The sequence below is a fragment of the Ensifer sp. ENS09 genome, assembly GCF_014852425.1.
Taxonomy (GTDB): Bacteria; Pseudomonadota; Alphaproteobacteria; order Rhizobiales; family Rhizobiaceae; genus Ensifer.
Map to the genome: position 1 here is coordinate 1,093,687 of NZ_JACVBP010000001.1, position 21,164 is coordinate 1,114,850.

Here is a 21,164-nt window from a genome sequence, read left to right on the forward strand (position 1 = left end):
CCGGCCAAATCTTTCAGTTTGTCTTCACCGGCCCCGTCCCTGTTCGGAGCCAGCCGTCACTCAAAAGCTTTCTTTCAGCCACTGGCCCATGCGGGCGATGCGGCCGTTGCCGGCGCCGAGCGCCGAGAACATGCCGCCGTGGGAGGCATGGGTCTCGAGGTCGGCGACCTGCGGATAGATCATCAGGCCGACCGCCGTGGAGAAGGCCGGGCCCTTGGCAGCGGCCGGCAGCCCGGAAACCCCGAGCGGACGACCGATGCGAACATTGCGGGCGAGGATGCGGCGGGCCGCTTCCGGCAGGCCGGTCAGCTGGCTGGCGCCGCCCGTCAGAACGATGCGCTTGCCGACGATCGGGCTGAAGCCCGAGCGCTGGATGCGATCGCGGATGAGTTCCAGCGTCTCTTCGATGCGGGCGCGCACGATGCGCGACACGAGGGCGCGCGGCACATGCGTCGGCTGATCGCGGTCGTCCTCGCCGATCGGCGGAACCGAAACGATATCGCGCTCGTCGGCGCTGTTGGGCAGGGCCGAGCCATGCACGACCTTCAGCCGTTCGGCATCCTCGATGCGGGTCGAAAGACCACGCGCCAGATCCGTCGTCACGTGGTGGCCGCCGAGGCTGACAGCGTCGGCGTGAACCAGCTTGCCTTCGGCAAAGACCGAGATCGTCGTCGTGCCGCCACCCATGTCGATCGCCGCACAGCCGAGCTCGACCTCGTCGTCGACGAGTGCGGCAAGACCGCTGGCATAGGGGGTGGCAACCATGCCCTCGACCGAAAGGTGAGCGCGGTTGACGCAGAGTTCGAGGTTCTTCAGCGCTGCCCGTTCGGCCGTCAGCACATGCATGTCGACGCCGAGAACGTCGCCGAACATGGCCAGCGGATCGCGGATGCCGCGCTCGCCATCGAGCGAGAAGCCCGTCGGGAGCGAATGCAGGATGGCGCGGTCGGAGCGCAGCGACTGCTGGCCTGCAGCCGACAGAACCTTGCGCAGATCGTTGGCGTCGACTTCCTGGCCGCCGAGATCGATCGTCGCGGTATAGACGTCGCTCTGCAGCCGGCCGGCTGACACGTTGACAATCAGGCTGTCGATGGTGAGGCCGGCCATGCGCTCGGCCGCGTCGACGGCGAGCCGGACGACGCTTTCCACCGCATCGAGGTCGGCGACGACGCCGTTCTTGACGCCGCGGGACTTCTGGTGGCCGATGCCGATGATTTCGACGCTATGCGTACGGTTGGGCAGGATCTGGCTCTCGGCGCGCGGCGTCAGGCGGCCGATCATGCAGACCACCTTGGTCGAACCGATATCCAGCACCGAGACGACATGAGACCGCTTCGAGGAAAGCGGCTTCAGGCGCGGCAGGCCAAAGCTGGAGGAACCGAACAGACTCATATGCGGCCTTCTTTCTTCTTTTCGGTCTCCTGCGCCTTCAGCATCTTGTCCCTCGCCTTCAAGGCAACTTCGCGCCGGGTCACTGCGTCCGGCGTCAACTGAACTGTTGTTCTGTCTTCAAGCCTCAGATCCACGGCAGCGATGTCGCGCTCGAGGAGCTGGTGCTGGCTTTCCATGTCGGAGAGCACCTTCATCGCCCGGGCGACGTCGTGCTCCGGCAGCTTGACAACGATGCCGTTGTCGAGGCGCAGGTCCCAGCGGCGGCCGGCCACGCGCACGAAGGCCTTCACCCGCGAGCGGATCTCCGGCCAGCGGGAAAACTCGTCGTAGAAATCGGCGGCCGCCGTTTCGGCGTCACGACCGACGAAGAGCGGCAGCGCCGCAAACTTGTTGTCGCGCAAGGGCGCGATCACGCTGCCGCTGCGCTCGATCAGCGAAAGGTCGGAACCGTGCTGCCAGATGCCGAAGGCCTTGCGCTCGGTGAGGCTGACCTCGATGGTGCCGGGATAGATCTTGCGAACGGTAACGCCCTGCACCCAGGGCATTTCCGCAATCAGCTTGCGCGCCTCGGCGATATCGAGCGCCACCAACGACGTCGTGCCGTCGAGGCCGAGCTGCTGGAGAATGTCGATTTCCGAGGTCTGGTCGTTGCCGGAAACCTTGACGTCTTCGATCGCAAAGCCTGCGGCCGTGGTCGAGGCCTGTGCGAAATTCTGCGTGTGGCCGCCGAGCGACATGCCGTAAAGGCCGGTTGCCGCGAAGAAGGCGATTGCCGACAGCGTGCCGGTATGAGCGGGAAAACGAATGCGGCCAGCACCGAGGCTGACGAAGAAGCGCACGACACGACGAAGCGGACGCGGCAGTACGCGCGCGCCGTCCACATCGGCGGCGGCGGCGCCATCGAGGTGACGAACCCTCTTGCCCCTTTTGCCCCTCAACGCAAACACGACGCGTCCTCCACCATCCAACTCAAAAACTCACCGAAGCTGTAGCCAGCATGCGCGGCCATCTCGGGCACCAGGGAGGTCGGAGTCATGCCGGGCTGGGTGTTGATCTCCAGCCAGATCAGCTCGCCCTCAGCGGAGGAACTGTCATCGAAACGAAAGTCGGATCGGCTGACGCCCCGGCAACCGATTGCCTGATGCGCCTTCAGAGCGAGTGTTTGTATTTTTTGGTAAATATTTGGTGAAATCTGTGCCGGAATGACGTGGCGCGAACCACCTTTTACGTATTTGGAATCATAATCGTAGAAGGCGTGGCCCTGCGGGATGATTTCGGTGACGCCAAGCGCCTTGTCGCCCATGACACCACAGGTCAGTTCACGGCCGGCGACATAACGCTCGACCATGATTCGGTCGCCGTAGCGCCACTCGCTCGAGGTGACCACCTGCGGCGGATGCGACTGATCTTCCTTGACGATCACGACGCCGAAGCTCGAGCCTTCGGACACCGGCTTAACGACGTAAGGCGGCTTCATCGGATGCTTCGGACCGAAGGCATGGCGGTCCATGACCTGCGCATCGGCGACCGGAATGCCGGAAGCAGCCGCTACGTGCTTCGCCTGCGCCTTGTCCATCGCGAGCGCCGAGGCAAGCACGCCGGAATGGGTGTAGGGGATCTCGAGATATTCGAGGATGCCCTGGATCGTGCCGTCCTCGCCGAACGGACCGTGAAGGGCGTTGAAGGCAACGTCGGGGCGCAGCGCGGCCAGCGTCTCTGCAACCTTGCGGTCGACGTCGATGCGGGTGACGCGATAGCCGGCAGCCTCCAGGGCATCCGCACAGGCAGCCCCGGACGACAGGCTAACCGGTCGCTCCGAAGAAAATCCGCCCATCAGGACAGCCACATGCTTGCCGTTCATTCAAACCCCCAGACAATACGCCACTATCGCAAGGTTTCCTTGCGTCTGGCTGGCTCCCGCCCTCGCGAGTCAGCTGTGCCATTGGGGTCACTAGAACGTCATTAAGGTTAACGAACCGTTTACTTTCGTTAACCCCAGTCAGGAAATGAAACGCCACCTGCAGGCGCAAGCGCATGTGGAAACAAGGCATTTTAGCGAGAGATCAAAGGGTTGCGGAGCAATCTTGAATCTAATGCATAAACAGAAGAAAAAAATGAAAAAACCCGCCGCATCGAGGGCGGCGGGTCCATGCGTGACGGTATCCTGACCTTGATCAGTCGTCGTCGCCGACGATCTTCCAGACGATGCCGGCGATCGCCGCACCGACGATCGGCGCCACCCAGAACAGCCACAGTTGCGACAGCGCCCAGTCACCGACAAAGAGCGCCTGCCCTGTCGAGCGGGCCGGATTGACCGAGGTGTTCGTCACCGGGATCGAGACGAGATGGATCAGGGTCAGCGCCAGCCCGATGGCGATGGGCGCGAAGCCCGCCGGCACCCGGCCATGGGTGGAGCCGAGAATGATGAACAGGAAGAAGAAGGTCAGCACCACTTCGGCCACCAGCGCCGCCGTCAGCGAATAGCCGCCGGGTGAATGCTCGCCATAGCCGTTGGCAGCAAAGCCGCCGAGCTGGAAATCGCCCTTGCCGCTGGCGATGACATAGAGGACGGCGGCAGCCGCAATCGCGCCCAGCACCTGGGCTATGACATAGCCGACAAGGTTCGACGCCGGGAACTTGCCCGCGACCGTCAGGCCGACGGAAACGGCCGGGTTGAAGTGACCGCCGGAAATACCGCCGACCGCATAGGCCATGGTCAGGACGGTGAGACCGAAAGCGAGGGAGACGCCCAGATAACCAATACCGACGCCGGGAAGAGCAGCAGCCAGCACCGCGCTGCCGCAACCGCCAAAAACGAGCCAAAATGTACCGAGAAATTCTGCTGAAAGCTTTTTGAACATGCATTCGCTCCTGAAAAACGAAGCCGATCGCTTCAGCTGCCCAGAGTTTGCCACAATTTGATTCCCGTCAATCCGGATTGTCGAGCCGCACCACGCGCCCGCAAAGCGTGAGCTTTAGCCGGCAGCAGGCCGGTTGGGCGCAACCGGAAAGCCAGCTCCGTGCGGCCGGCCCTGGGCCGCGCCGCGGCAGAAGATTGCTGCGCATGGCGGTGATATCGTTCGCACTTCTTACGATATCAGGGTTTCGCCATGCCGAAACTTGCGTTAAGAGGCCCTCACCCGCCTCCCAAGACGGTATGAAATCCACATCAGGAATTATGATAATGACAGACGCGACAACCTCCCTGTCGCCGAAGGACAATGCGTCAAAGCACGCGGCAGTGAACTCCCCTGCCCGGGTGCTGTTCGCAAGCCTCGTCGGCACGACCATCGAATTCTTCGACTTCTACGTTTACGCCACCGCCGCCGTACTGGTGTTCCCGCACCTGTTCTTCCCGGCCGCCGATCCGACCTCGGCAATGCTGCAATCCTTTGCGACCTTCTCGATCGCCTTCTTCGCCCGCCCCTTCGGCGCCGTGATCTTCGGCCATTTCGGCGACAAGGTCGGCCGCAAGGCGACCCTGGTGGCGGCGCTCATGACCATGGGCATCTCCACGGTCGTCATCGGGCTTCTGCCGACCTATGCGTCGATCGGCGTCGCAGCCCCGCTCTTGCTCGCCCTTTGCCGCTTCGGACAAGGCCTCGGGCTTGGCGGCGAATGGGGCGGCGCCGTGCTGCTCGCCACCGAGAACGCGCCGGAGGGCAAGCGCAGTTGGTACGCCATGTTCCCGCAGCTCGGCGCCCCGATCGGCTTCATCCTGTCGGCCGGCACGTTCCTCATCCTCGGCGAAGTCATGAGCAACGAAGCCTTCCTCGCCTGGGGCTGGCGCGTGCCGTTCATCGCCAGCATCCTGCTGGTTGCCGTCGGCCTTTATGTCCGCCTGAAGATCACCGAAACGCCGGAGTTCCAGAAGGCCGTCGACAAGCACGAGCGCGTCCAGGTGCCGATCATGGAGATCTTCCGCTTTCACAAGCGCAGCCTGGTGCTCGGCACTTTCGTGGCGCTTGCGACCTTCGTGCTGTTCTACCTGATGACCGTCTTCTCGCTCTCCTGGGGCACGGCGAAGCTCGGCTATTCGCGTGAGCAGTTCCTGGTCGTGCAGATGACTGGCGTCGTCTTCTTCGGCTTGATGATCCCGGTTGCCGGTATCCTTTCGGACCGCTTCGGCCGTCGCCTGATCCTGATCATCACCACCATCGGCATCGGCGTCTTCGGCCTGTTCATGGCGCCGCTCCTGGCGGGCGGCATCGGCGGTGCGTTCCTGTTCTCGATCATCGGCCTCGGCCTCATGGGCCTCACCTACGGCCCGATCGGCGCAGCACTCGCCGCCCCCTTCCCGACCTCGGTGCGCTATACCGGCGCCTCGATGACCTTCAACCTCGCCGGCATCTTCGGCGCGTCGCTGGCGCCTTACATCGCCACCTGGCTCGCCACCAACTACAGCCTGGATTACGTCGGCTACTACCTGCTCGCCGCCGCCGCCATCACGCTTCTGTGCCTGGTGCTGTCGACGGAAGACGAGGTTTCGGCCTGATCACGACTGGCCGCGCCTAGCGCGGCCGATCACAACCAAGAAGGGCCGCAGCGGCAACGCTGCGGCCCTTTCGCTTAGCGGGTGCTGTTTGCGAAGCCTCCGAAGCCAAACCGATGACGATCGCAGCAGGCAATGGCCCGGCGCCAGCAAAGCGCGGGTGGCTCGGTTCACTCCATGAGGTCCGGATCGTCGGCGCAGTCGCCGGTCATGGCGCAGCTAGAGCCGACCTGCCGCGTGGACTTGGGAAGACGCGCAATCAACTCGCAGCGATGCATCGATTCCGCAAAAATATTGTCGACCTCCGTGCCGTCGATCATGACAACGCCGTTTCGGATGGCTGGGTGAGTGCCGTTCGCGATCGTCATCGCGACGATGCGGATGGCAGCGTTGGCGTAGTGGCACGGCCCCATTGAGAGTGCGATCTGCTGCCAATCGGGCGTCGCGTGCGCTTGCTCCGGCTGCTCATAGAACTTTTCCAGGATGTCGAGGAAATCGCCGTCTTTCATCCGGATCTGTTCGGCCAGCTTCGCAAGCTCGATCTGGTCGCCTGATTTTACGAGATCGGCAACCCTGGCTTCGAGACGCTGGGCGTCAACACCGTCACCGAGCGAGGCGACGGCGGCTTGCAGACGCACCTCATCCATAGCCTTGACGGGCGCAAAGAACGCAAGATTGGCCAATAGGGCTGAAACGGCGAGCAACCTCGCATACGATAGTCTTTGCAAGCAACGCACTCGAGCTTTCTCCTCGACCGTGATTGAGCAGGCGACCCGGCACTCTGCAAAGGCGCTGGCAGCCGCTTGCCGCCCGCCGGAAAAACAAGAGGCCGCAGCGCTTCCGCCACGGCCTTTCAGATTACGTCTCGCAACCCAGCCTTAAGCGATGCCGCGGCCGAGGAATTCCTTGATCTCGTAGCCCGGCATGAAGGTGCCGATGCGCTTGATTTCCCATTCGAGCCGGACGCCCGAATGTTCGAGCACGCGCTGGCGAACGGTTTCGCCGAGATATTCGAGCTCGTAACCGGTCGCCTGGCCGGTGTTGATCATGAAGTTGCAGTGCAGCGGCGACATCTGCGCGCTGCCGATCATCATGCCGCGGCAGCCGGCCTCGTCGATCAGCTTCCAGGCCGAATGGCCCTCGGGGTTCTTGAAGGTCGAGCCGCCCGTCTTCTCGCGGATCGGCTGCACGGTTTCGCGATGCTGGCGCACGGCGTCCATGTCGGTGCGGATCTTGTTCTTGTCCTCGGCATAGCCTTCGAAGACGGCGTGGGTGAAGATCAGGTCCTTCGCCGCCGCGGAATGGCGGTAGGCATAGCCCATGTCGGCATTGGAAAGCACATGCTGGTTGCCCTGACGGTCGACCGCATGGACCTCGACGACCCGCTCGCGGGTCTCCGCGCCATTGGCGCCGGCGTTCATGCGCAGCGCGCCGCCGAGCGAGCCGGGAATGCCGTAGTAGAAGTAGAAGCCGCCGATGCCGTGATCGAGCGCCATCGCCGCGATGTTCTTGTCCGGGCAGATCGCGCCCGCCTTGATGCGGTTTTCGCCGACAAGTTCCAGATCGCCAAAGCCCTTGGCCGACAGCCGGATGACGACGCCGGGAATGCCGCCGTCGCGCACGAGAAGATTCGAGCCGACGCCGACAACCATGACCGGCACTTCAGCCGGCACCAGTTTCAGGAAGGTGATGAGATCGTCCGTGTCGTGCGGCTGGAACATGAGCTCGGCAAGACCGCCGGCGCGGAACCAGGTGACACGATCCATCGGCGCATCCGGCGTGATGCGGCCGCGCACGGCGCTGACGCCACTTCCGAGCGATTCCAGTAGTTTCTGACCGTTGACCTGTTTCATGCTCAATTTCCTGAAATATCCGCGAGTTCCTTAGGCAAGGCAGCCGCCCAGTAGGTGATGCTGCCAGCGCCCAAGAGAACCACAAAATCGCCGGGCTGTGCAATCTTGCTGACAACCGGCGCGATTGCTTCCGGACCGGAAACAAAACGGGCGTCGCGGTGGCCGCCTGCCTTGATGCGATCGACCAGTTCTTCCGCCGTGGCCCCCTGGATCGGCTCTTCACCCGCCGCATAGACCGGTGCGATCAGGATCGTGTCGGCATCGTTGAAGCAGGCGGAGAATTCCTGGAACAGGCTCGAAAGGCGCGAGTAGCGGTGCGGCTGGTGCACGGCGATGATTCGGCCCTGGCAGGCCTCGCGCGCAGCGCGCAGCACTGCCTTGATCTCGACCGGATGGTGGCCGTAGTCGTCATAGACGCGCACGCCGTTCGTCTCGCCGGTCAGCGTGAAGCGGCGCTTCACACCGCTGAAGGAGGCGAGCCCCCTGGCGATCGCTTCCGGGCTGACGCCGAGGCGCTGCGCAACGGCGATCGCTGCGGTGGCGTTCGACACGTTGTGGCGGCCGGGCATCGGCAGGCGCAGGTCCTTCATCGGGATCACCTGGCCGGTGCGGCGGCGGCGGATCTCGATGTCGAAGACGGAGGTGGCGCCGTCCATGCGGATGTTGTGGAAGCGCACGTCGGCCTGCGGGTTCTCGCCGTAGGTGACGACCTTGCGGTCCTCGATCTTGCCGACCATGGTCTGCACTTCCGGATGGTCGAGGCAGAGCACGCCAAAACCGTAGAAGGGCACGTTCTCGACGAATTGGCGGAAGGCCGCGCGCACGGCGTCGAAATTGCCGTAATGGTCGAGATGTTCCGGGTCGATATTGGTGACGATGGCAACGTCGGCCGGCAGCTTCAGGAAGGTGCCGTCGGATTCGTCGGCCTCAACCACCATCCACTCGCCCTCGCCCATGCGAGCGTTGGTGCCATAGGCATTGATGATGCCGCCGTTGATGACGGTCGGGTCGAGCCCGCCGGCTTCCAGCAATGCTGCGACCATCGAGGTCGTCGTCGTCTTGCCATGCGTGCCGCCGATCGCGATCGCATTGCGGAAGCGCATCAGCTCGGCCAGCATCTCGGCGCGGCGCACGACGGGCAGGAACTTCTCGCGCGCGGCGATCAGTTCCGGATTGTCCTTCTTGATCGCGGTCGAAACGACGATCACCTCGGCATCGCCGAGGTTCTCGGCCTTGTGGCCGACGAAGACTTCGATGCCCTTGGCGCGCAGGCGCTGCACATTGGCGCTGTCGGACTGGTCGGAACCCTGAACCTTGTGTCCGAGGTTATGCAGCACCTCGGCGATGCCGCTCATGCCGATGCCGCCGATACCGATGAAATGGACCAGCCCGATGGTTTTCGGCATTTTCATGAGCGTGTTTCCCTGAATTTCTCGACTGTCAAACCGCTGGCAATAGCCTCTACGAGGGATGCAAGCAAGCTTGCAGCGTCCGGCTTGCCGGTTTCCCGGGCATTTGCCGCCATCTCGGCGAGCGATTGCGGCTTGCCGATCGCATCGTTGAGGATGCCGGCAAGACGGTCGGCCGTGAGTTCGCCTTGGGCGATCACGCGCGCGCCGCCCTTGGCGGCAAGCGCTGCCGCATTGGCCGCCTGGTCGTGGTCGAGCGCATAGGGATAGGGCACGAGGATCGCCGGCCGGCCGATAACCGCAAGCTCGGAAACCGTCGAGGCACCGGAGCGGCAGATGACGAGCTGGGCGCCGGCGATGCGCTCGGCCATGTCGGTAAAGAAGGGCGAGACTTCGGCCGGCACGCCGAGCTTCTCATAGGTGGCGATCACGCCGTCCTTGTCTTCCGGCCTGGCCTGCTGCGTGACCTTGAAGCGCTGGCGAACCTCGTCGTCGAGACGGCAGATCGCCTGTGGGACCGCCTTGGAGAAAAACTGCGCACCCTGGCTGCCGCCGAAGACGACGAGATGAAACGGCGCGCCGCCGACGGCCGACGCATAGGGTGTCTTGGCCGCGGCAAGCACCGCCGGGCGTACCGGGTTGCCGGTCGTCACGGTTTTCGCGGCAAAGGCGCCGGTGCCCTCGGGCAGGAAGCCGCCGGCGATCGCCTTGACGCGCGAGGCCAGCGCCTTGTTGGCGCGGCCCATGACCGCATTCTGCTCGTGGATGATCGACGGCACGCCCATGCCGGTGGCGGCAAGCAGCGGCGGCACGGTCGGATAACCGCCGAAACCGACAACGGCCTTGGGCTTCAGCCGGGCAATCAGCTTGCGCGCGGCGCGCATGCCCGCCCACAGCGTCCAGAGCGATTTGACGACGGTCACCGGGTTCTTCGAGCCGATCGTCGCCGAGGGCACGACATGCACCTCGTCGGCCGGGAACTTGCCGGCGTAACGCTCGGCGCGGCTGTCGGTGACCAGATGCACCGAATAGCTCATGGCCTTCAGCTCATGCGCCAGCGCTTCTGCCGGAAAGAGATGGCCGCCGGTACCGCCGGCGGCAAGCAGGATGATGCCTTTAGTCATATTTTACTCCGCCGGCACACCGATGCCGGACCGAAACAGGCTGCGCTCCACGGCGCGCTTCTCCGGGCGGTGACGGGTCAAGGCCAGGATGAAGCCGGCAGTGACGCAGATCGCCACCATGGACGAGCCACCATAGGAGATCAGCGGCAGGGTCATGCCCTTGGCCGGAAGCAGTTCGAGGTTCACGCCGATGTTGATCATCGACTGGATGCCGATCTGGAGCACCAGGCCGGCGACGGCGAACCGGTTGAAGTCGTTGCGTTCGCGGAAGGCATGGTTGAGGCCGCGCATCACCAGGAAGGCGAAGATCATGACGATGACCATGCAGAAGACGATGCCGAATTCCTCGGCCGCAACGGAGAAGACGAAGTCGGTGTGGCTGTCCGGAATGATGCGCTTGACGATGCCTTCACCCGGGCCACGGCCGAACCAGTCGCCGCGGATGATCGCCTCGCGGGCCGTGTCCATCTGGAAGGTGTCCCCTTCGCCGGTCAGGAACTTGTCGATACGGGCCGCCACGTGCGGCAGCATCGTATAGGCGACGAAGAAGCCGCCGAGCGCCGCACCCCCAAGCAGGATGATCCAGAGCCAGGGCATACCGGCCATGAAGAACATGCCGCCCCAGACGGCGGTCGTCAGGATCGTCTGGCCAAGGTCAGGCTGGGCGACAAGCAGGGCCGCGACGATGCCGAAGAGCAGGATGGCGAAGAGATTGCCGGGGATTTCCGGCTGGCGCGCATGCTCCGAGAACAACCAGGCGCAGACGACGACGAAGGCCGGCTTCATGAACTCCGACGGCTGGATCGAAATCCCACCGAACGAAATCCAGCGCATCGAGCCCTTCACTTCCTCGCCGATGAAGAGCACCAGCACCATCATGCCGAGCGAACCGGCAAGAAGCAGGATGGCCGCCCGCCGGACCTGGCGCGGCGAGAGGAAGGAAATGCCGACCATCACCACCAGCGACGGCAGAAGGAAGAGCGCGTGACGCCGGACGAAGTGGAAGCTGTCGAGGCCGATACGCTCGGCAACCGCGGGGCTCGCAGCAAACGACAGCATGAAGCCGACGCCCATCAACAGGATGAAGGTCGCCAGAAAGAACCTGTCGATCGTCCAGAACCAGTCGGCCACGGGGCCACGTTCGGCTCGGCTTACCATCTTGTCAGTCCCCTTCTCCGGCGCCCATCGCGCCCACGTCCGAAATCCCGCACCACCTTCCGCATCGACCGGCACGCCTGCGCGCCGGTCGAGGGATCAAATCAGCATCGTCACGCCTTCGATCGCGCGCACATGGCCGACGAAGGCATCGCCGCGCACCTCGAAGTTCTTATACTGGTCGAAGCTTGCGCAAGCCGGTGACAGCATCACCGCCGAACCGCCCGTCTCGTCCCTGCCGGCATCAGCCGCGGCATGCGCCACTGCCTGCTCCAGCGTGCCCGAGATCTCATAGGGTACCGCATCGCCGAGCGTCGCGGCGAAGGCCGGTGCAGCCTCGCCGATCAGATAGGCCTTGGCGATCTTCGGGAAGAAAGGTGAAAGCGTCGTGATGCCCCCTTCCTTCGGCAGGCCGCCGGCAATCCAGTAGATGCGGTCATAACTCGAAAGCGCAGGCGCCGCCGCATCCGCGTTGGTGGCCTTGCTGTCGTTGACGAAAACCACCCCGCCCTTGCGGCCGACCGGCTGCATGCGGTGCTTGAGACCGGGGAAACTCTTCAGGCCCGCGTGGATTTCCGCAGCGCTGACGCCGACCGCAAGGCAGGCGGCAATCGCAGCTGCCGCGTTCTGGGCGTTGTGACCGCCGCGCAGCGTCTGGATACCGTCGAGATCGACGAACAGGCTGGACGTGCCGCCCTCGGCCTTCAGGATGCGCGAGCCCTCGGCATAAAGGCCGCTTGCCAGCACATGGCGGCGCGAAATGCGCACGGTCTTGGTACCGGCGCGCTCGACGCGATCGGCGATCAGCGCCGAAAAACTGTCGTCGACGCCGACGATCGCCGTGCCGCTGCCGGCAACCAGCCGTTCCTTGATGTCGGCGTAATGCTGCATCGTGCCGTGGCGATCGAGATGATCCGGCGTGAGATTGAGCAGAATGCCTGCGGTCGGGTTCAGCGTCGGCGCCAGATCGATCTGGTAGGACGAGCACTCGACCACGTAGAAGCGTCCGGCCTTCGGCGGATCAAGCGTCAGCACCGCGGTGCCGATATTGCCGCCGAGCTGGGTGTCGCGGCCGCTCTCGCGCAGGATATGGGCGATCAGCGCCGTCGTCGTCGACTTGCCGTTGGTGCCGGTAATCGCGATGAAGGGGCAATCGGGCGCATGCGCACGGCGCTCGCGCACGAAAAGTTCGACGTCGCCGATGATCTCGACGCCCGCCGCATGGGCGAGATCCACGGTCCAGTGGGGCTTCGGATGCGTCAGCGGCACGCCGGGCGAAAGCACGAAGGCGGCAAAGGCCGCCCAGTCGACCGTGCGCAGGTCCGCCGTCGGCACGCCTGCGGCGGAAGCCTTGGCGACGCTGTCCGGGTTGTCGTCCCAGGCAGTGACCGCGGCGCCACCGGCAACGAGCGCCTCAGCCGTGGCCAGCCCCGAACCGCCGAGACCAAAGAGAGCGACTTTCCTGCCCTTGAAGGAAGTGACCGGGATCATCGTCCGCTCACCGCAGCTTGAGGGTGGAGAGGCCGACCATCGCCAGGATAACGGCGATGATCCAGAAGCGGATCACGACCTGGCTTTCGGTCCAGCCCTTCTTTTCGAAGTGGTGGTGGATCGGCGCCATCAGGAAGACGCGGCGGCCGGTGCGCTTGAACCAGAAGACCTGAATGATGACCGACAGCGTCTCCATGACGAAGAGGCCGCCGATGATGATCATGACGATCTCGTGCTTGACGGCGACGGCAACGGTGCCGATCAGGCCGCCGAGCGCCAGCGAGCCGGTGTCGCCCATGAAGATGGCGGCCGGCGGTGCGTTGAACCAGAGGAAGCCGAGGCCGGCGCCGATGACGGCGCCGAGGATGACGGCAAGCTCGCCGGTGCCAGGCACGAAATGGATCTGCAGGTAGTTGGCGAAGACGGCGTTACCGGCAAGGTACGCGATCAGGCCGAAGGCGGCAGCGGCGATCATCACAGGCACGATCGCAAGACCGTCGAGACCATCGGTCAGGTTCACGGCATTGCCGGCGCCGACGATGACGAAGCCACCGAACAGCACGAAGAAATAGCCGAGATTGACGATCAGGTCCTTGAAGAAGGGGAAAGTGACGGAGGAGCCGAAGGTGGAGCCGGACGGGCCGCTCGAAAGCGAGGCCTGCATCATGAAGAACACGGCGATCGCCGCGATCACGAACTCGATGCCGAGGCGCGCCTTGCCGGAAAAGCCCTTGTCCGACTGCTTCGTAACCTTGAGGTAATCATCGTAGAAGCCAATGGCGCCGAAGCCGAGCGTGACGAGCAGCGTCGAGACCACGTAGACGCTCGACAGATCGGCCCACAGCAGCGACGAAACGACGATGCCGGCCAGGATCATCAGGCCGCCCATGGTCGGCGTGCCGGCCTTCTTGAAATGCGTCTGCGGCCCGTCGGCGCGGATCGGTTGGCCCTTGCCCTGGCGGATACGCAGCGAGGCAATCATCGCAGGCCCGAAGAGGAAGACGATCATGGCCGACGTGAAGAGCGCCGCACCGGTGCGGAACGTGATGTAGCGAAAAAGATTGAAAAACTGAAAGTGGTCCGCCAGTTCCACGAGCCAAATGAGCATAAGGGACCTTTCCCCAAAGGTTTCCTGCACAATGATGCAGCAGTTTAAAGTGTTACAGCGAAGCTTTCCCGCCCCGGGAATAGCGCGGCGCCGTAGTATTTCGAAACACGTCCAACAGAATCATCTGAAAAACGATACGCGCTTGCATGAGAAAGTGTTAGGGCGCGCGGCCTAACCTCAAACTGTATCCACCGCGCCATCATGGGCGGTGCCGCCGGCTCTTTTATTGCCTGCTATCCCGCGGCTTCGGATCCCTCGGCCGCGTATTCCTCGGCTTGCGCCGCCGGATAGGTCTCGATCAGCGCCTGCACGATCTTGGCGCAGCCGGTCCCCTTGGACGACTTGACCATGACGACGTCGCCCGGCGCGACGGCGGCCAGCGCGTAGGCTTTGAGATCCTCGACGCTCTCGCGGTAAACAACCGAAACTTCGGGCGGCAGCGCGTCGCGCAGGTGCGCCATCAGCGGCCCGGCGAGCCAGACGTCGGTGATGCCGGCTTCGATGAGCGGACGGGCAAGTGCCGCATGCACCTCGGCCGCGTGTTCGCCCATTTCCAGCATGTCGCCGAGCACGGCGACGCGACGGCCGCCGACCGGCGGCTCGCTGTCGCGCAGCAGCGAAATCGCCGCCCGCATCGAGCTCGGATTGGCGTTGTAGCTCTCGTCGATCAGCTTCAGCGTACCGCTGCCGATGACAAGCGTATGGCGCCGGCCCCTGCCCGTTTCGGCCTGCATGGTTGCGAGCGCCGAAGCCGCATAGTCGAGATCACCGCCGGCAAGTTTGACGGCAGCCAGAACCGCGACCGCGTTCTCGGCAATGTGACGCCCGGGTGCGCCGATCGCGACTTCGAGCGTGCGGCCACCGATGCCGGCCCAGAGGATCGAGCCTTCCGCACCGCCGCTGAATTCGACCAGCCGGAATTCGGCCTTCGGGTTGGCGCCGAAGGAATGGATATGGCTGACGCCGGCTGCAGCGGCAGCGTCTTCGAGCAGCTTGTACTGCGGGCTGTCGTGAATGATCAGCGCGTGGCCGCCATTGACGACGCCTTCGAAGATCTCGGCCTTGGCCTCCGCGATCTGGTCCAGGCTCTCGAAATTGCCGAGATGGGCGGCGGCGATGCTGGTGACGATGGCCACGTGCGGGCGCACCATGGCGGTCAGCGGCCGGATCTCGCCCGGATGGTTCATGCCGATTTCGAAGACGCCGAAATCGGTCGCCTCGGGCATGCGTGCAAGCGTCAGCGGCACGCCCCAGTGATTGTTGAAGGAGGCGACCGACGCATGCACGCGGCCCTGCGGCTGCAGCACGTGGCGCAGCATCTCCTTGGTGGTCGTCTTGCCGACCGAACCGGTGACGGCGATGATCTTGGCGGCGCTGCGGTCGCGCGCGGCACAGCCGAGCCGGATCATCGCCTCGAGCACGTCGTCGACGACGATCATCGGCGCATTCAGCCGTCCAAGCGCCGGCAACTTGCCTTCGCTGACGACCAGCACCGCTGCGCCATTGGCGAGCGCGATGCCCGCATAGTCGTGGCCATCCACGCGATCACCCTTGATCGCGAAGAAAGCTTCGCCCTTGCCGATCGAGCGGCTGTCGATGGAGATCCCCGAGATGCCTTCAGGCAGATTGCCGACCGGCCGGCCATTCATGGCGGCCAGGAGATCGCTGCTTGTCCAGAGCCAGTTCAAATCACAAGCCTCCCAATGCCTTGCGGACCTCCGCATGATCCGAGAAGGGCAGCGTGACGGAGCCGATCGTCTGCCCCTCCTCGTGCCCCTTGCCGGCGACGATCAGCGTGTCGCCGGTCTTCAGCATGCCGACCGCCGTGCGGATCGCCGTGGCGCGGTCGCCGATTTCGATCGCGCCTTTGGCCGCCGCCATGATTTCGGCGCGGATCACGTCCGGCACTTCCGAGCGCGGATTGTCGTCGGTCACGATCGTCACATCGGCAAGCCGGGTGGCGATTTCGCCCATGATCGGGCGCTTGCCCTTGTCACGGTCACCGCCGCAGCCGAAGACCACGACGACGCGGCCAGTCGTGAACGGGCGCACCGAGGCGAGCACGTTTTCGAGCGCATCCGGCTTGTGGGCGTAGTCGACATAGGCGAGCGCGCCGTCCCGGGTCTGGCCAACCAGTTCGAGACGACCGGAGGCACCCTGCAGTTTTTCAAGCGCGGAGAAGGCCGCCTTGGCGCTGATGCCGGTGGACATGGCAAGGCCTGCCGCAACGAGCGCGTTGGCGATCTGGAAGTCGCCGGCGAGCGGAATGTGGATTTCGAAGATGTCGTCGCCGACATGCACTTCGGCCGACTGCTTGTGGCGGAAATGTTCGACCCGCTTCAGCGAGATGTAATCGCCCTTGCGGCCAACGGTGCGCACGTCGAGCTTGGCCTTGCGGGCAGCCGCGATCGCCTGCTCCGACCACTGGTCGTCGGCAAAGATCACCGCCGGCGCGCCCTTCGGCAGCAGCGCCTCGAACAGCCGCATCTTCGAGGCCATGTAGTGCTCGACCGTCGGGTGGTAGTCCATGTGGTCGCGACCGAGATTGGTGAAGGCGGCAGCCGAAAGGCGCACGCCGTCGAGCCGGCTCTGGTCTAGACCGTGGCTGGAGGCCTCCATAGCCGCATGGGTGACGCCGGCGTCAGCAAGTTCGGCCAAGAGCTTGTGCAGCGACACCGGATCGGGCGTGGTCAGCGAACCGTAATCGTTACGCCCCGGCGCGATGACGCCGGTCGTGCCGATCATCGCGGCTGCAAGACCGGAATGCGCCCAGATCTGGCGGGTAAACGAGGCGACCGAGGTCTTGCCGGCGGTCCCGGTGACGGCGACCATGGTTTCCGGCTGGCGGCCGTAGAAGGCAGCGGCAGCGCGGGCGAGAAAGGCGCGGGGTTCGGAAAGCTTGAGCACGGGCGCCGCCGAGGCGTCGATGTCAGAGCCCGTTTCGGTGACGACGGCGACCGCCCCGCGCTTCAGGGCGTCGGCGACATAGGTGCTGCCATTGGCCTTGCTGCCGGAAACGGCGACGAAGAGATCCCCTGGCTGAACCTGCCGGCTATCGGCCGTCAGTCCGGCAACGTCGATATCGGCGGCAGCGCCGCTCAATTGCGCCGAAAGTTCCGGGAAGTTCGATCCCGCCAGGTCTTTGATCTTCATGAACGCACGTCTCGCATCGATTTCGATCCGCAAGAATCGCGAATCGTCCGCTTTCTCATTTCATGTCTAATAAGACACAAGCAAGGCAGAACCGTCTTCTCCAAACTTTGGTTCGACACCGAGCAGCGGCGCAGAGCGGCTGATGATGTCACGAACCATGGGAGCCGCGTTCGAGCCTGCAGTGCGCCCGCCACCTTCGCCGGTCTTCGGCGCGTCGATGAAGGTCAGCACGATGTATTTCGGGTTGTCGATCGGGAAGGCCGCGAGGAAGGCGTTGAAGTTCTGGTCGCTGGCATAGCGGCCGTTGACCACCTTGTCGGCCGTACCGGTCTTGCCGCCGACGTTGAAGCCCGGAACCAGTGCGCGCTTGCCCGAGCCGGCAATGCCGTTCCAGCGGAGCAGGAAGCGCATGTCGTCGCTGGTGCTCTTCTTGACGACGGGCGTGGCGACTGCGTCGGCCTGCTCTTCGGTGCGCGGCAGGAAGGTCGGCTCGATCAGCTTGCCGCCGTTGACGAGTGCAGCCCCCGCGACCGCCGTCTGCAGCGGCGTCGTCGAGACGCCGTGGCCGAAGGAAATGGTGACCGAGTTGATCTTCTTCCATTCGCGCGGCTGGCTGGGCGTCTTCACTTCCGGCAACTCGGTCGGCAGCTTAGAAAGCAGGCCGAGGCGTGTCAGAAATTCCTTGTGCCCGGGAATGCCGACGAGGTCGGCGATCTTCGCCGTGCCGATGTTCGACGAATACTGGAAGATTTCCGGAACGGTCAGAACACGGCGCTTGCCGTGGAAGTCCTTGATGGTGAAGCCGCCGATGCGGATCGGCGCCGAGGCGTCGAAGCTGTCGTTGAGCGTCACCTTGCCGGAATCAAGCCCCATGGCGATGGTGAAGGTCTTGAATGTGGAGCCCATCTCGAACGTGCCGTTCGACATGCGGTTCATCCAGCCCTCTTCCGCCCCTTCGGCCGGCTTGTTCGGGTCGTAGTCGGGAACCGACGCCATGGCCAGCACTTCGCCGGTGTGCACGTCGAGCACGACGGCGCCGGCAGCGAGCGCCTGGTAGTTCTTCATGCCGGCATCGATCACGTCGCGCACGATGTTCTGGACGCGCACGTCGATCGAAAGCTTCACCGGCTCGAGCTTGGCGTCGCTGGTCATGCCGATCGCGGCAAGGTCGGCCAGCCCCTGGCTGTCGATGTAGCGCTCCATGCCGGCAACGCCGCGGTTGTCGATGTTGACGTGGCCGAGGATATGCGCAGCGGTGTGGCCGCCGGGATAGAAGCGGCGCTTTTCCGGACGGAAGCCGACGCCGGGAATGCCGAGCGCCAGGATCTCCGACTGCTGCTTCGGGGTCAGTTGGCGACGCAGCCACTGGAAGCGCGATTTCGACTTCAGCTTGTTGTAGATTTCGCGGGTATTGATATCCGGCAACACCGTCGCCAGCCGCTCCACCGCCTCGTCGGCATCGACGATCTTGTGCGGCTCGGCGTAAAGCGAAACCGTGCGGATGTCGGTTGCGAGGATCTCGCCGTTGCGGTCGAGAATGTCGGGGCGCGACGCCATCAGGTTGTCGGCCCGGCCGATGCTGGACACGGTCTCGGGCGCAGCCATGCCGTATTGCACCAGGCGGCCGCCGATGACGGCATAGACGATGCCGAAGCTGCAGATCACGATGGCGACGCGGTTCTTCGCCTGGTTCGTGGTCTTCTTGCGTGTCCCCTGGAACGTGACGTTGACGCCGCTTTCGGCCGGTCGGTTGTTGCCGCCCGCCGAGAAGTGCGCCTTGCTTTTCAACACCATGATGCGGGAGAGAAACGACATCAGCGCGCCACCGAGCCAGTTGCGATCTTATCGGTCTTTTCGATGATGGCAGCGATGCCATCCTTGGCCGACTTGTCCTCGGGCACGGGCAAATCGGCCTTCATCATCGGCAGTTCCTGCGGCTGGGCGAGCTGCGTCGAGGGGGTCGGCACGAGCTGCAGGTCGGCTCCGAAGGCGCCGACGAGGCGCTCAAGCCGGTTCGGCTGGGTCAGAAGCGCCCAGTCGGCCCGAAGCAGGTCGATCGTGTCTTCCTCGAGCTTGATCGCCACGTCGAGCCTGCGGACTTCCTCAAGCTTGTTTTCGGCGCGATGCTTGATCGTATAGGTCACCGTGGCCGCGGCCGTCATGACGACGATCAGAACGATATCGAACGTTCGAAGCATGTCTTGTCAGCCCCCCAGCCGTGCAAGGCTTGCCAGTTCCGGCAGATTGAAAATGGACAGATCGTTTCCCGGCGACTGAGCCTCAGTGCGGATACCGGCGCGCAGCTTGGCGGAGCGCGCACGCGGATTGAGGGACGCTTCTTCCTCGCTGGCCGACACCATAGGCTTGCCAACTGGCGTGAAGGTTGCCGCCCGCGCCGAAACCATCGGCAGGTGGCGCGAACCGCTGGCCTTGCCGGAGCGGTCCTGGAAGAATGCCTTGACGATGCGGTCTTCGAGCGAATGGAAGGTAACGACGACGAGGCGGCCACCGGGCTTCAGCGCCCGCTCGGCTGCAAACAGTGCCTCGGCCAGTTCGCCGAGCTCGTCGTTGACAAAGATGCGCAGCGCCTGGAAGACGCGGGTCGCCGGATGGATCTTGTCCTTGGCCTTGCGCGGTGTCACCACCTCGATCAGGCCGGCAAGGTCACGGGTCGTTTCGAAGGGCTGTTCGGCCCGACGCTTCTCGATGGCGCGGGCGATACGGCCCGCCTGCTTCTCTTCGCCGAGAAAACCGAAGATGCGGATAAGGTCGGAGACCTTGGCGCGGTTGACGACGTCGGCGGCAGAGACGCCCGAAGCCGACATGCGCATGTCGAGCGGCCCCTTCTTCTGGAAGGAGAAGCCGCGCTCGGCCTCGTCGATCTGCATGGAGGAAACGCCGATATCGAGCACGACGCCATCGAGCCCGCCCTCGGGCGCCTGGGCGGCAAGATCGGAGAATTGCGCATGAACGAGCTTCAGCCGACCGCCCCACTCGGCGACCTGCGCCTGGCCGGCGGCAATCACCGTCGGGTCGCGGTCGAGCGCGATTACGTCGGCACCGGCTTTCAGGATTGCGGAGCTGTAGCCACCGGCACCGAAGGTACCGTCGAGGATGACCTTGCCGGGCGCGGGCTCAAGAGCCGCAAGCACCTCCGGCAAGAGAACGGGAATGTGACGAACCGGTCCGCCTTCGGCTTCAGAAACACCTCCGCCTTGATCCGTCACCATTCCCTCTCTCCATTCTATTCTGGACGCAACCCCCGTGACTTGCGCCCTTCCCGGGCTGCCGCCTGCGCCTTTTGAAAGGCCTGCGGCTCCCAGAGCTGAAAATAATCGCCCCGCCCGACGAACATCACGTCGGTCGAGATCCCGGTGAAGTCGCGGATGAAATCCGTCATCATCAACCGGCCTTCCGGATCGAGCTTCACGAAGACGCCGCCTCCGTGAACCAGCAGCGACATCTCGTTGGCTTCCGGAGAAAACGGATCCTCGGCCGCCATCTGCTTCTCGAACCGATCCAGGAGCTCCGGCCCACCGACGCTGACCGCCGGAAAGACGAAATCCTGAAAACAGTATAGCTCCCGAACGCCCCCATCCGACAGCACGGAGCGAAACGCCGAGGGAACGGAGACCCGCCCCTTCGCATCGATCCGATTGGTGGCATGTGACAAGAAGCGGTTCATAACGCGAAACGGCCGCCCAAGACTGACGGGCCACGATCATCGACCCGCGAGAACACGTCACTCCGCACACAAGACAGCCCCGCCGAACAGTGGAATGTCCGACCACCCTCCGAAGCCGGAAGGCACTGGAATCTTGCGATGTCGGGCCGCGAAGCAGCCCCTGCGCAGTGCCATTATGGGATATCATGGGACCATATGGGCGTCAATGGGAATGGATCGTAAACAGCCGTCGGGCTGATCAAATATTGATAGGTTGTTAAGTTTAACGAAGGGTTACGAAGAGACCCCCACCGTGCGGGAAT

Annotated in this window: 18 protein-coding genes; 1 reads left to right on the forward strand and 17 read right to left on the reverse strand. The window is 64.0% G+C overall.

Features of this window, described 5'->3' with window-relative positions:
• Positions 1 to 60: 60 nt before the first annotated feature.
• From ftsA to aqpZ, 4 genes are all read right to left on the reverse strand, one after another.
• Complete coding sequence (gene ftsA / locus IB267_RS05520; RefSeq protein ID WP_034792498.1) at positions 61 to 1,392, reverse strand: cell division protein FtsA; 1,332 nt, start codon at positions 1,390 to 1,392, stop codon at positions 61 to 63.
• The gene (gene ftsQ, locus IB267_RS05525) at positions 1,389 to 2,339 is read right to left on the reverse strand and encodes a cell division protein FtsQ (protein WP_192446738.1); all 951 of its coding nucleotides are present in this window, start codon (positions 2,337 to 2,339) and stop codon (positions 1,389 to 1,391) included. Before ftsQ ends, ftsA begins: the two co-directional genes overlap by 4 nt.
• A complete protein-coding gene (locus IB267_RS05530; protein ID WP_043615911.1) occupies positions 2,327 to 3,253 on the reverse strand; it encodes a D-alanine--D-alanine ligase in 927 nt (308 codons plus the stop codon). The genes ftsQ and IB267_RS05530 overlap by 13 nt, the downstream gene beginning before the upstream one ends.
• Positions 3,254 to 3,566: 313 nt before the next feature.
• Positions 3,567 to 4,253: an aquaporin Z gene (gene aqpZ / locus IB267_RS05535; RefSeq protein ID WP_192446739.1), complete on the reverse strand. Its 687-nt coding sequence runs from the start codon at positions 4,251 to 4,253 to the stop codon at positions 3,567 to 3,569.
• A 323-nt stretch (positions 4,254 to 4,576) separates the two neighbouring features.
• Here aqpZ and IB267_RS05540 point away from each other — a divergent pair, with 323 nt between their 5' ends.
• Positions 4,577 to 5,887 carry an MFS transporter gene (locus IB267_RS05540; protein WP_192446740.1) on the forward strand — a complete coding sequence of 437 codons (1,311 nt, stop codon included), beginning with the start codon at positions 4,577 to 4,579 and terminating at the stop codon, positions 5,885 to 5,887.
• Between the two features lie 167 nt (positions 5,888 to 6,054).
• Here IB267_RS05540 and IB267_RS05545 read toward each other — a convergent pair whose 3' ends face one another.
• The 13 genes from IB267_RS05545 to mraZ all read right to left on the reverse strand — a co-directional run bounded on the left by IB267_RS05545 (position 6,055) and on the right by mraZ (position 20,862).
• Positions 6,055 to 6,588, reverse strand: coding sequence for a hypothetical protein (locus tag IB267_RS05545; protein WP_192446741.1), 534 nt, complete (start codon positions 6,586 to 6,588; stop codon positions 6,055 to 6,057).
• Between the two features lie 174 nt (positions 6,589 to 6,762).
• A complete protein-coding gene (murB, locus tag IB267_RS05550; protein WP_043615900.1) occupies positions 6,763 to 7,737 on the reverse strand; it encodes a UDP-N-acetylmuramate dehydrogenase in 975 nt (324 codons plus the stop codon).
• A gap of 2 nt (positions 7,738 to 7,739) precedes the next feature.
• Positions 7,740 to 9,149, reverse strand: a complete 1,410-nt coding sequence (murC, locus tag IB267_RS05555; protein ID WP_192446742.1) for a UDP-N-acetylmuramate--L-alanine ligase — start codon at positions 9,147 to 9,149, stop codon at positions 7,740 to 7,742.
• On the reverse strand, positions 9,146 to 10,270 hold the full coding sequence (gene murG, locus IB267_RS05560) for an undecaprenyldiphospho-muramoylpentapeptide beta-N-acetylglucosaminyltransferase (protein ID WP_192446743.1): 1,125 nt from the start codon (positions 10,268 to 10,270) through the stop codon (positions 9,146 to 9,148). Before murG ends, murC begins: the two co-directional genes overlap by 4 nt.
• Positions 10,271 to 10,273: 3 nt before the next feature.
• Positions 10,274 to 11,428, reverse strand: coding sequence for a putative lipid II flippase FtsW (gene ftsW, locus IB267_RS05565; protein ID WP_192446744.1), 1,155 nt, complete (start codon positions 11,426 to 11,428; stop codon positions 10,274 to 10,276).
• Between the two features lie 96 nt (positions 11,429 to 11,524).
• Positions 11,525 to 12,916: a UDP-N-acetylmuramoyl-L-alanine--D-glutamate ligase gene (gene murD, locus IB267_RS05570; RefSeq protein WP_192446745.1), complete on the reverse strand. Its 1,392-nt coding sequence runs from the start codon at positions 12,914 to 12,916 to the stop codon at positions 11,525 to 11,527.
• A gap of 7 nt (positions 12,917 to 12,923) precedes the next feature.
• Positions 12,924 to 14,024: a phospho-N-acetylmuramoyl-pentapeptide-transferase gene (mraY, locus tag IB267_RS05575; RefSeq protein ID WP_043615886.1), complete on the reverse strand. Its 1,101-nt coding sequence runs from the start codon at positions 14,022 to 14,024 to the stop codon at positions 12,924 to 12,926.
• Between the two features lie 233 nt (positions 14,025 to 14,257).
• Positions 14,258 to 15,712: a UDP-N-acetylmuramoylalanyl-D-glutamyl-2,6-diaminopimelate--D-alanyl-D-alanine ligase gene (locus IB267_RS05580; RefSeq protein ID WP_192446746.1), complete on the reverse strand. Its 1,455-nt coding sequence runs from the start codon at positions 15,710 to 15,712 to the stop codon at positions 14,258 to 14,260.
• Between the two features lies 1 nt (position 15,713).
• On the reverse strand, positions 15,714 to 17,177 hold the full coding sequence (locus tag IB267_RS05585) for a UDP-N-acetylmuramoyl-L-alanyl-D-glutamate--2,6-diaminopimelate ligase (RefSeq protein WP_192446747.1): 1,464 nt from the start codon (positions 17,175 to 17,177) through the stop codon (positions 15,714 to 15,716).
• Positions 17,178 to 17,243: 66 nt separating this feature from the next.
• Positions 17,244 to 18,992, reverse strand: a complete 1,749-nt coding sequence (locus IB267_RS05590; protein ID WP_192446748.1) for a penicillin-binding protein 2 — start codon at positions 18,990 to 18,992, stop codon at positions 17,244 to 17,246.
• A complete protein-coding gene (locus IB267_RS05595; protein WP_043615877.1) occupies positions 18,992 to 19,375 on the reverse strand; it encodes a hypothetical protein in 384 nt (127 codons plus the stop codon). The genes IB267_RS05590 and IB267_RS05595 overlap by 1 nt, the downstream gene beginning before the upstream one ends.
• A 6-nt stretch (positions 19,376 to 19,381) precedes the next feature.
• On the reverse strand, positions 19,382 to 20,407 hold the full coding sequence (gene rsmH / locus IB267_RS05600; protein WP_192446749.1) for a 16S rRNA (cytosine(1402)-N(4))-methyltransferase RsmH: 1,026 nt from the start codon (positions 20,405 to 20,407) through the stop codon (positions 19,382 to 19,384).
• 14 nt (positions 20,408 to 20,421) lie between these two features.
• Entirely contained in the window at positions 20,422 to 20,862 is a 441-nt protein-coding gene (mraZ, locus tag IB267_RS05605; protein ID WP_192446750.1) for a division/cell wall cluster transcriptional repressor MraZ, read from the reverse strand.
• Between the last annotated feature and the right edge of the window lie 302 nt (positions 20,863 to 21,164).

Bases quoted from the DNA above. Each gene is read 5' to 3' on its own strand.
- ftsA (WP_034792498.1), bottom strand. From the start codon at position 1,392: ATGAGTCTGTTCGGTTCCTCCAGCTTTGGCCTGCCGCGCCTGAAGCCG.
- IB267_RS05530 (WP_043615911.1), bottom strand. From the start codon at position 3,253: ATGAACGGCAAGCATGTGGCTGTCCTGATGGGCGGATTTTCTTCGGAG.
- aqpZ (WP_192446739.1), bottom strand. From the start codon at position 4,253: ATGTTCAAAAAGCTTTCAGCAGAATTTCTCGGTACATTTTGGCTCGTT.
- IB267_RS05540 (WP_192446740.1), top strand. From the start codon at position 4,577: ATGACAGACGCGACAACCTCCCTGTCGCCGAAGGACAATGCGTCAAAG.
- murB (WP_043615900.1), bottom strand. From the start codon at position 7,737: ATGAAACAGGTCAACGGTCAGAAACTACTGGAATCGCTCGGAAGTGGC.
- murC (WP_192446742.1), bottom strand. From the start codon at position 9,149: ATGAAAATGCCGAAAACCATCGGGCTGGTCCATTTCATCGGTATCGGC.
- murG (WP_192446743.1), bottom strand. From the start codon at position 10,270: ATGACTAAAGGCATCATCCTGCTTGCCGCCGGCGGTACCGGCGGCCAT.
- ftsW (WP_192446744.1), bottom strand. From the start codon at position 11,428: ATGGTAAGCCGAGCCGAACGTGGCCCCGTGGCCGACTGGTTCTGGACG.
- murD (WP_192446745.1), bottom strand. From the start codon at position 12,916: ATGATCCCGGTCACTTCCTTCAAGGGCAGGAAAGTCGCTCTCTTTGGT.
- mraY (WP_043615886.1), bottom strand. From the start codon at position 14,024: ATGCTCATTTGGCTCGTGGAACTGGCGGACCACTTTCAGTTTTTCAAT.
- IB267_RS05585 (WP_192446747.1), bottom strand. From the start codon at position 17,177: ATGAAGATCAAAGACCTGGCGGGATCGAACTTCCCGGAACTTTCGGCG.
- IB267_RS05590 (WP_192446748.1), bottom strand. From the start codon at position 18,992: ATGTCGTTTCTCTCCCGCATCATGGTGTTGAAAAGCAAGGCGCACTTC.
- IB267_RS05595 (WP_043615877.1), bottom strand. From the start codon at position 19,375: ATGCTTCGAACGTTCGATATCGTTCTGATCGTCGTCATGACGGCCGCG.
- rsmH (WP_192446749.1), bottom strand. From the start codon at position 20,407: ATGGTGACGGATCAAGGCGGAGGTGTTTCTGAAGCCGAAGGCGGACCG.
- mraZ (WP_192446750.1), bottom strand. From the start codon at position 20,862: ATGAACCGCTTCTTGTCACATGCCACCAATCGGATCGATGCGAAGGGG.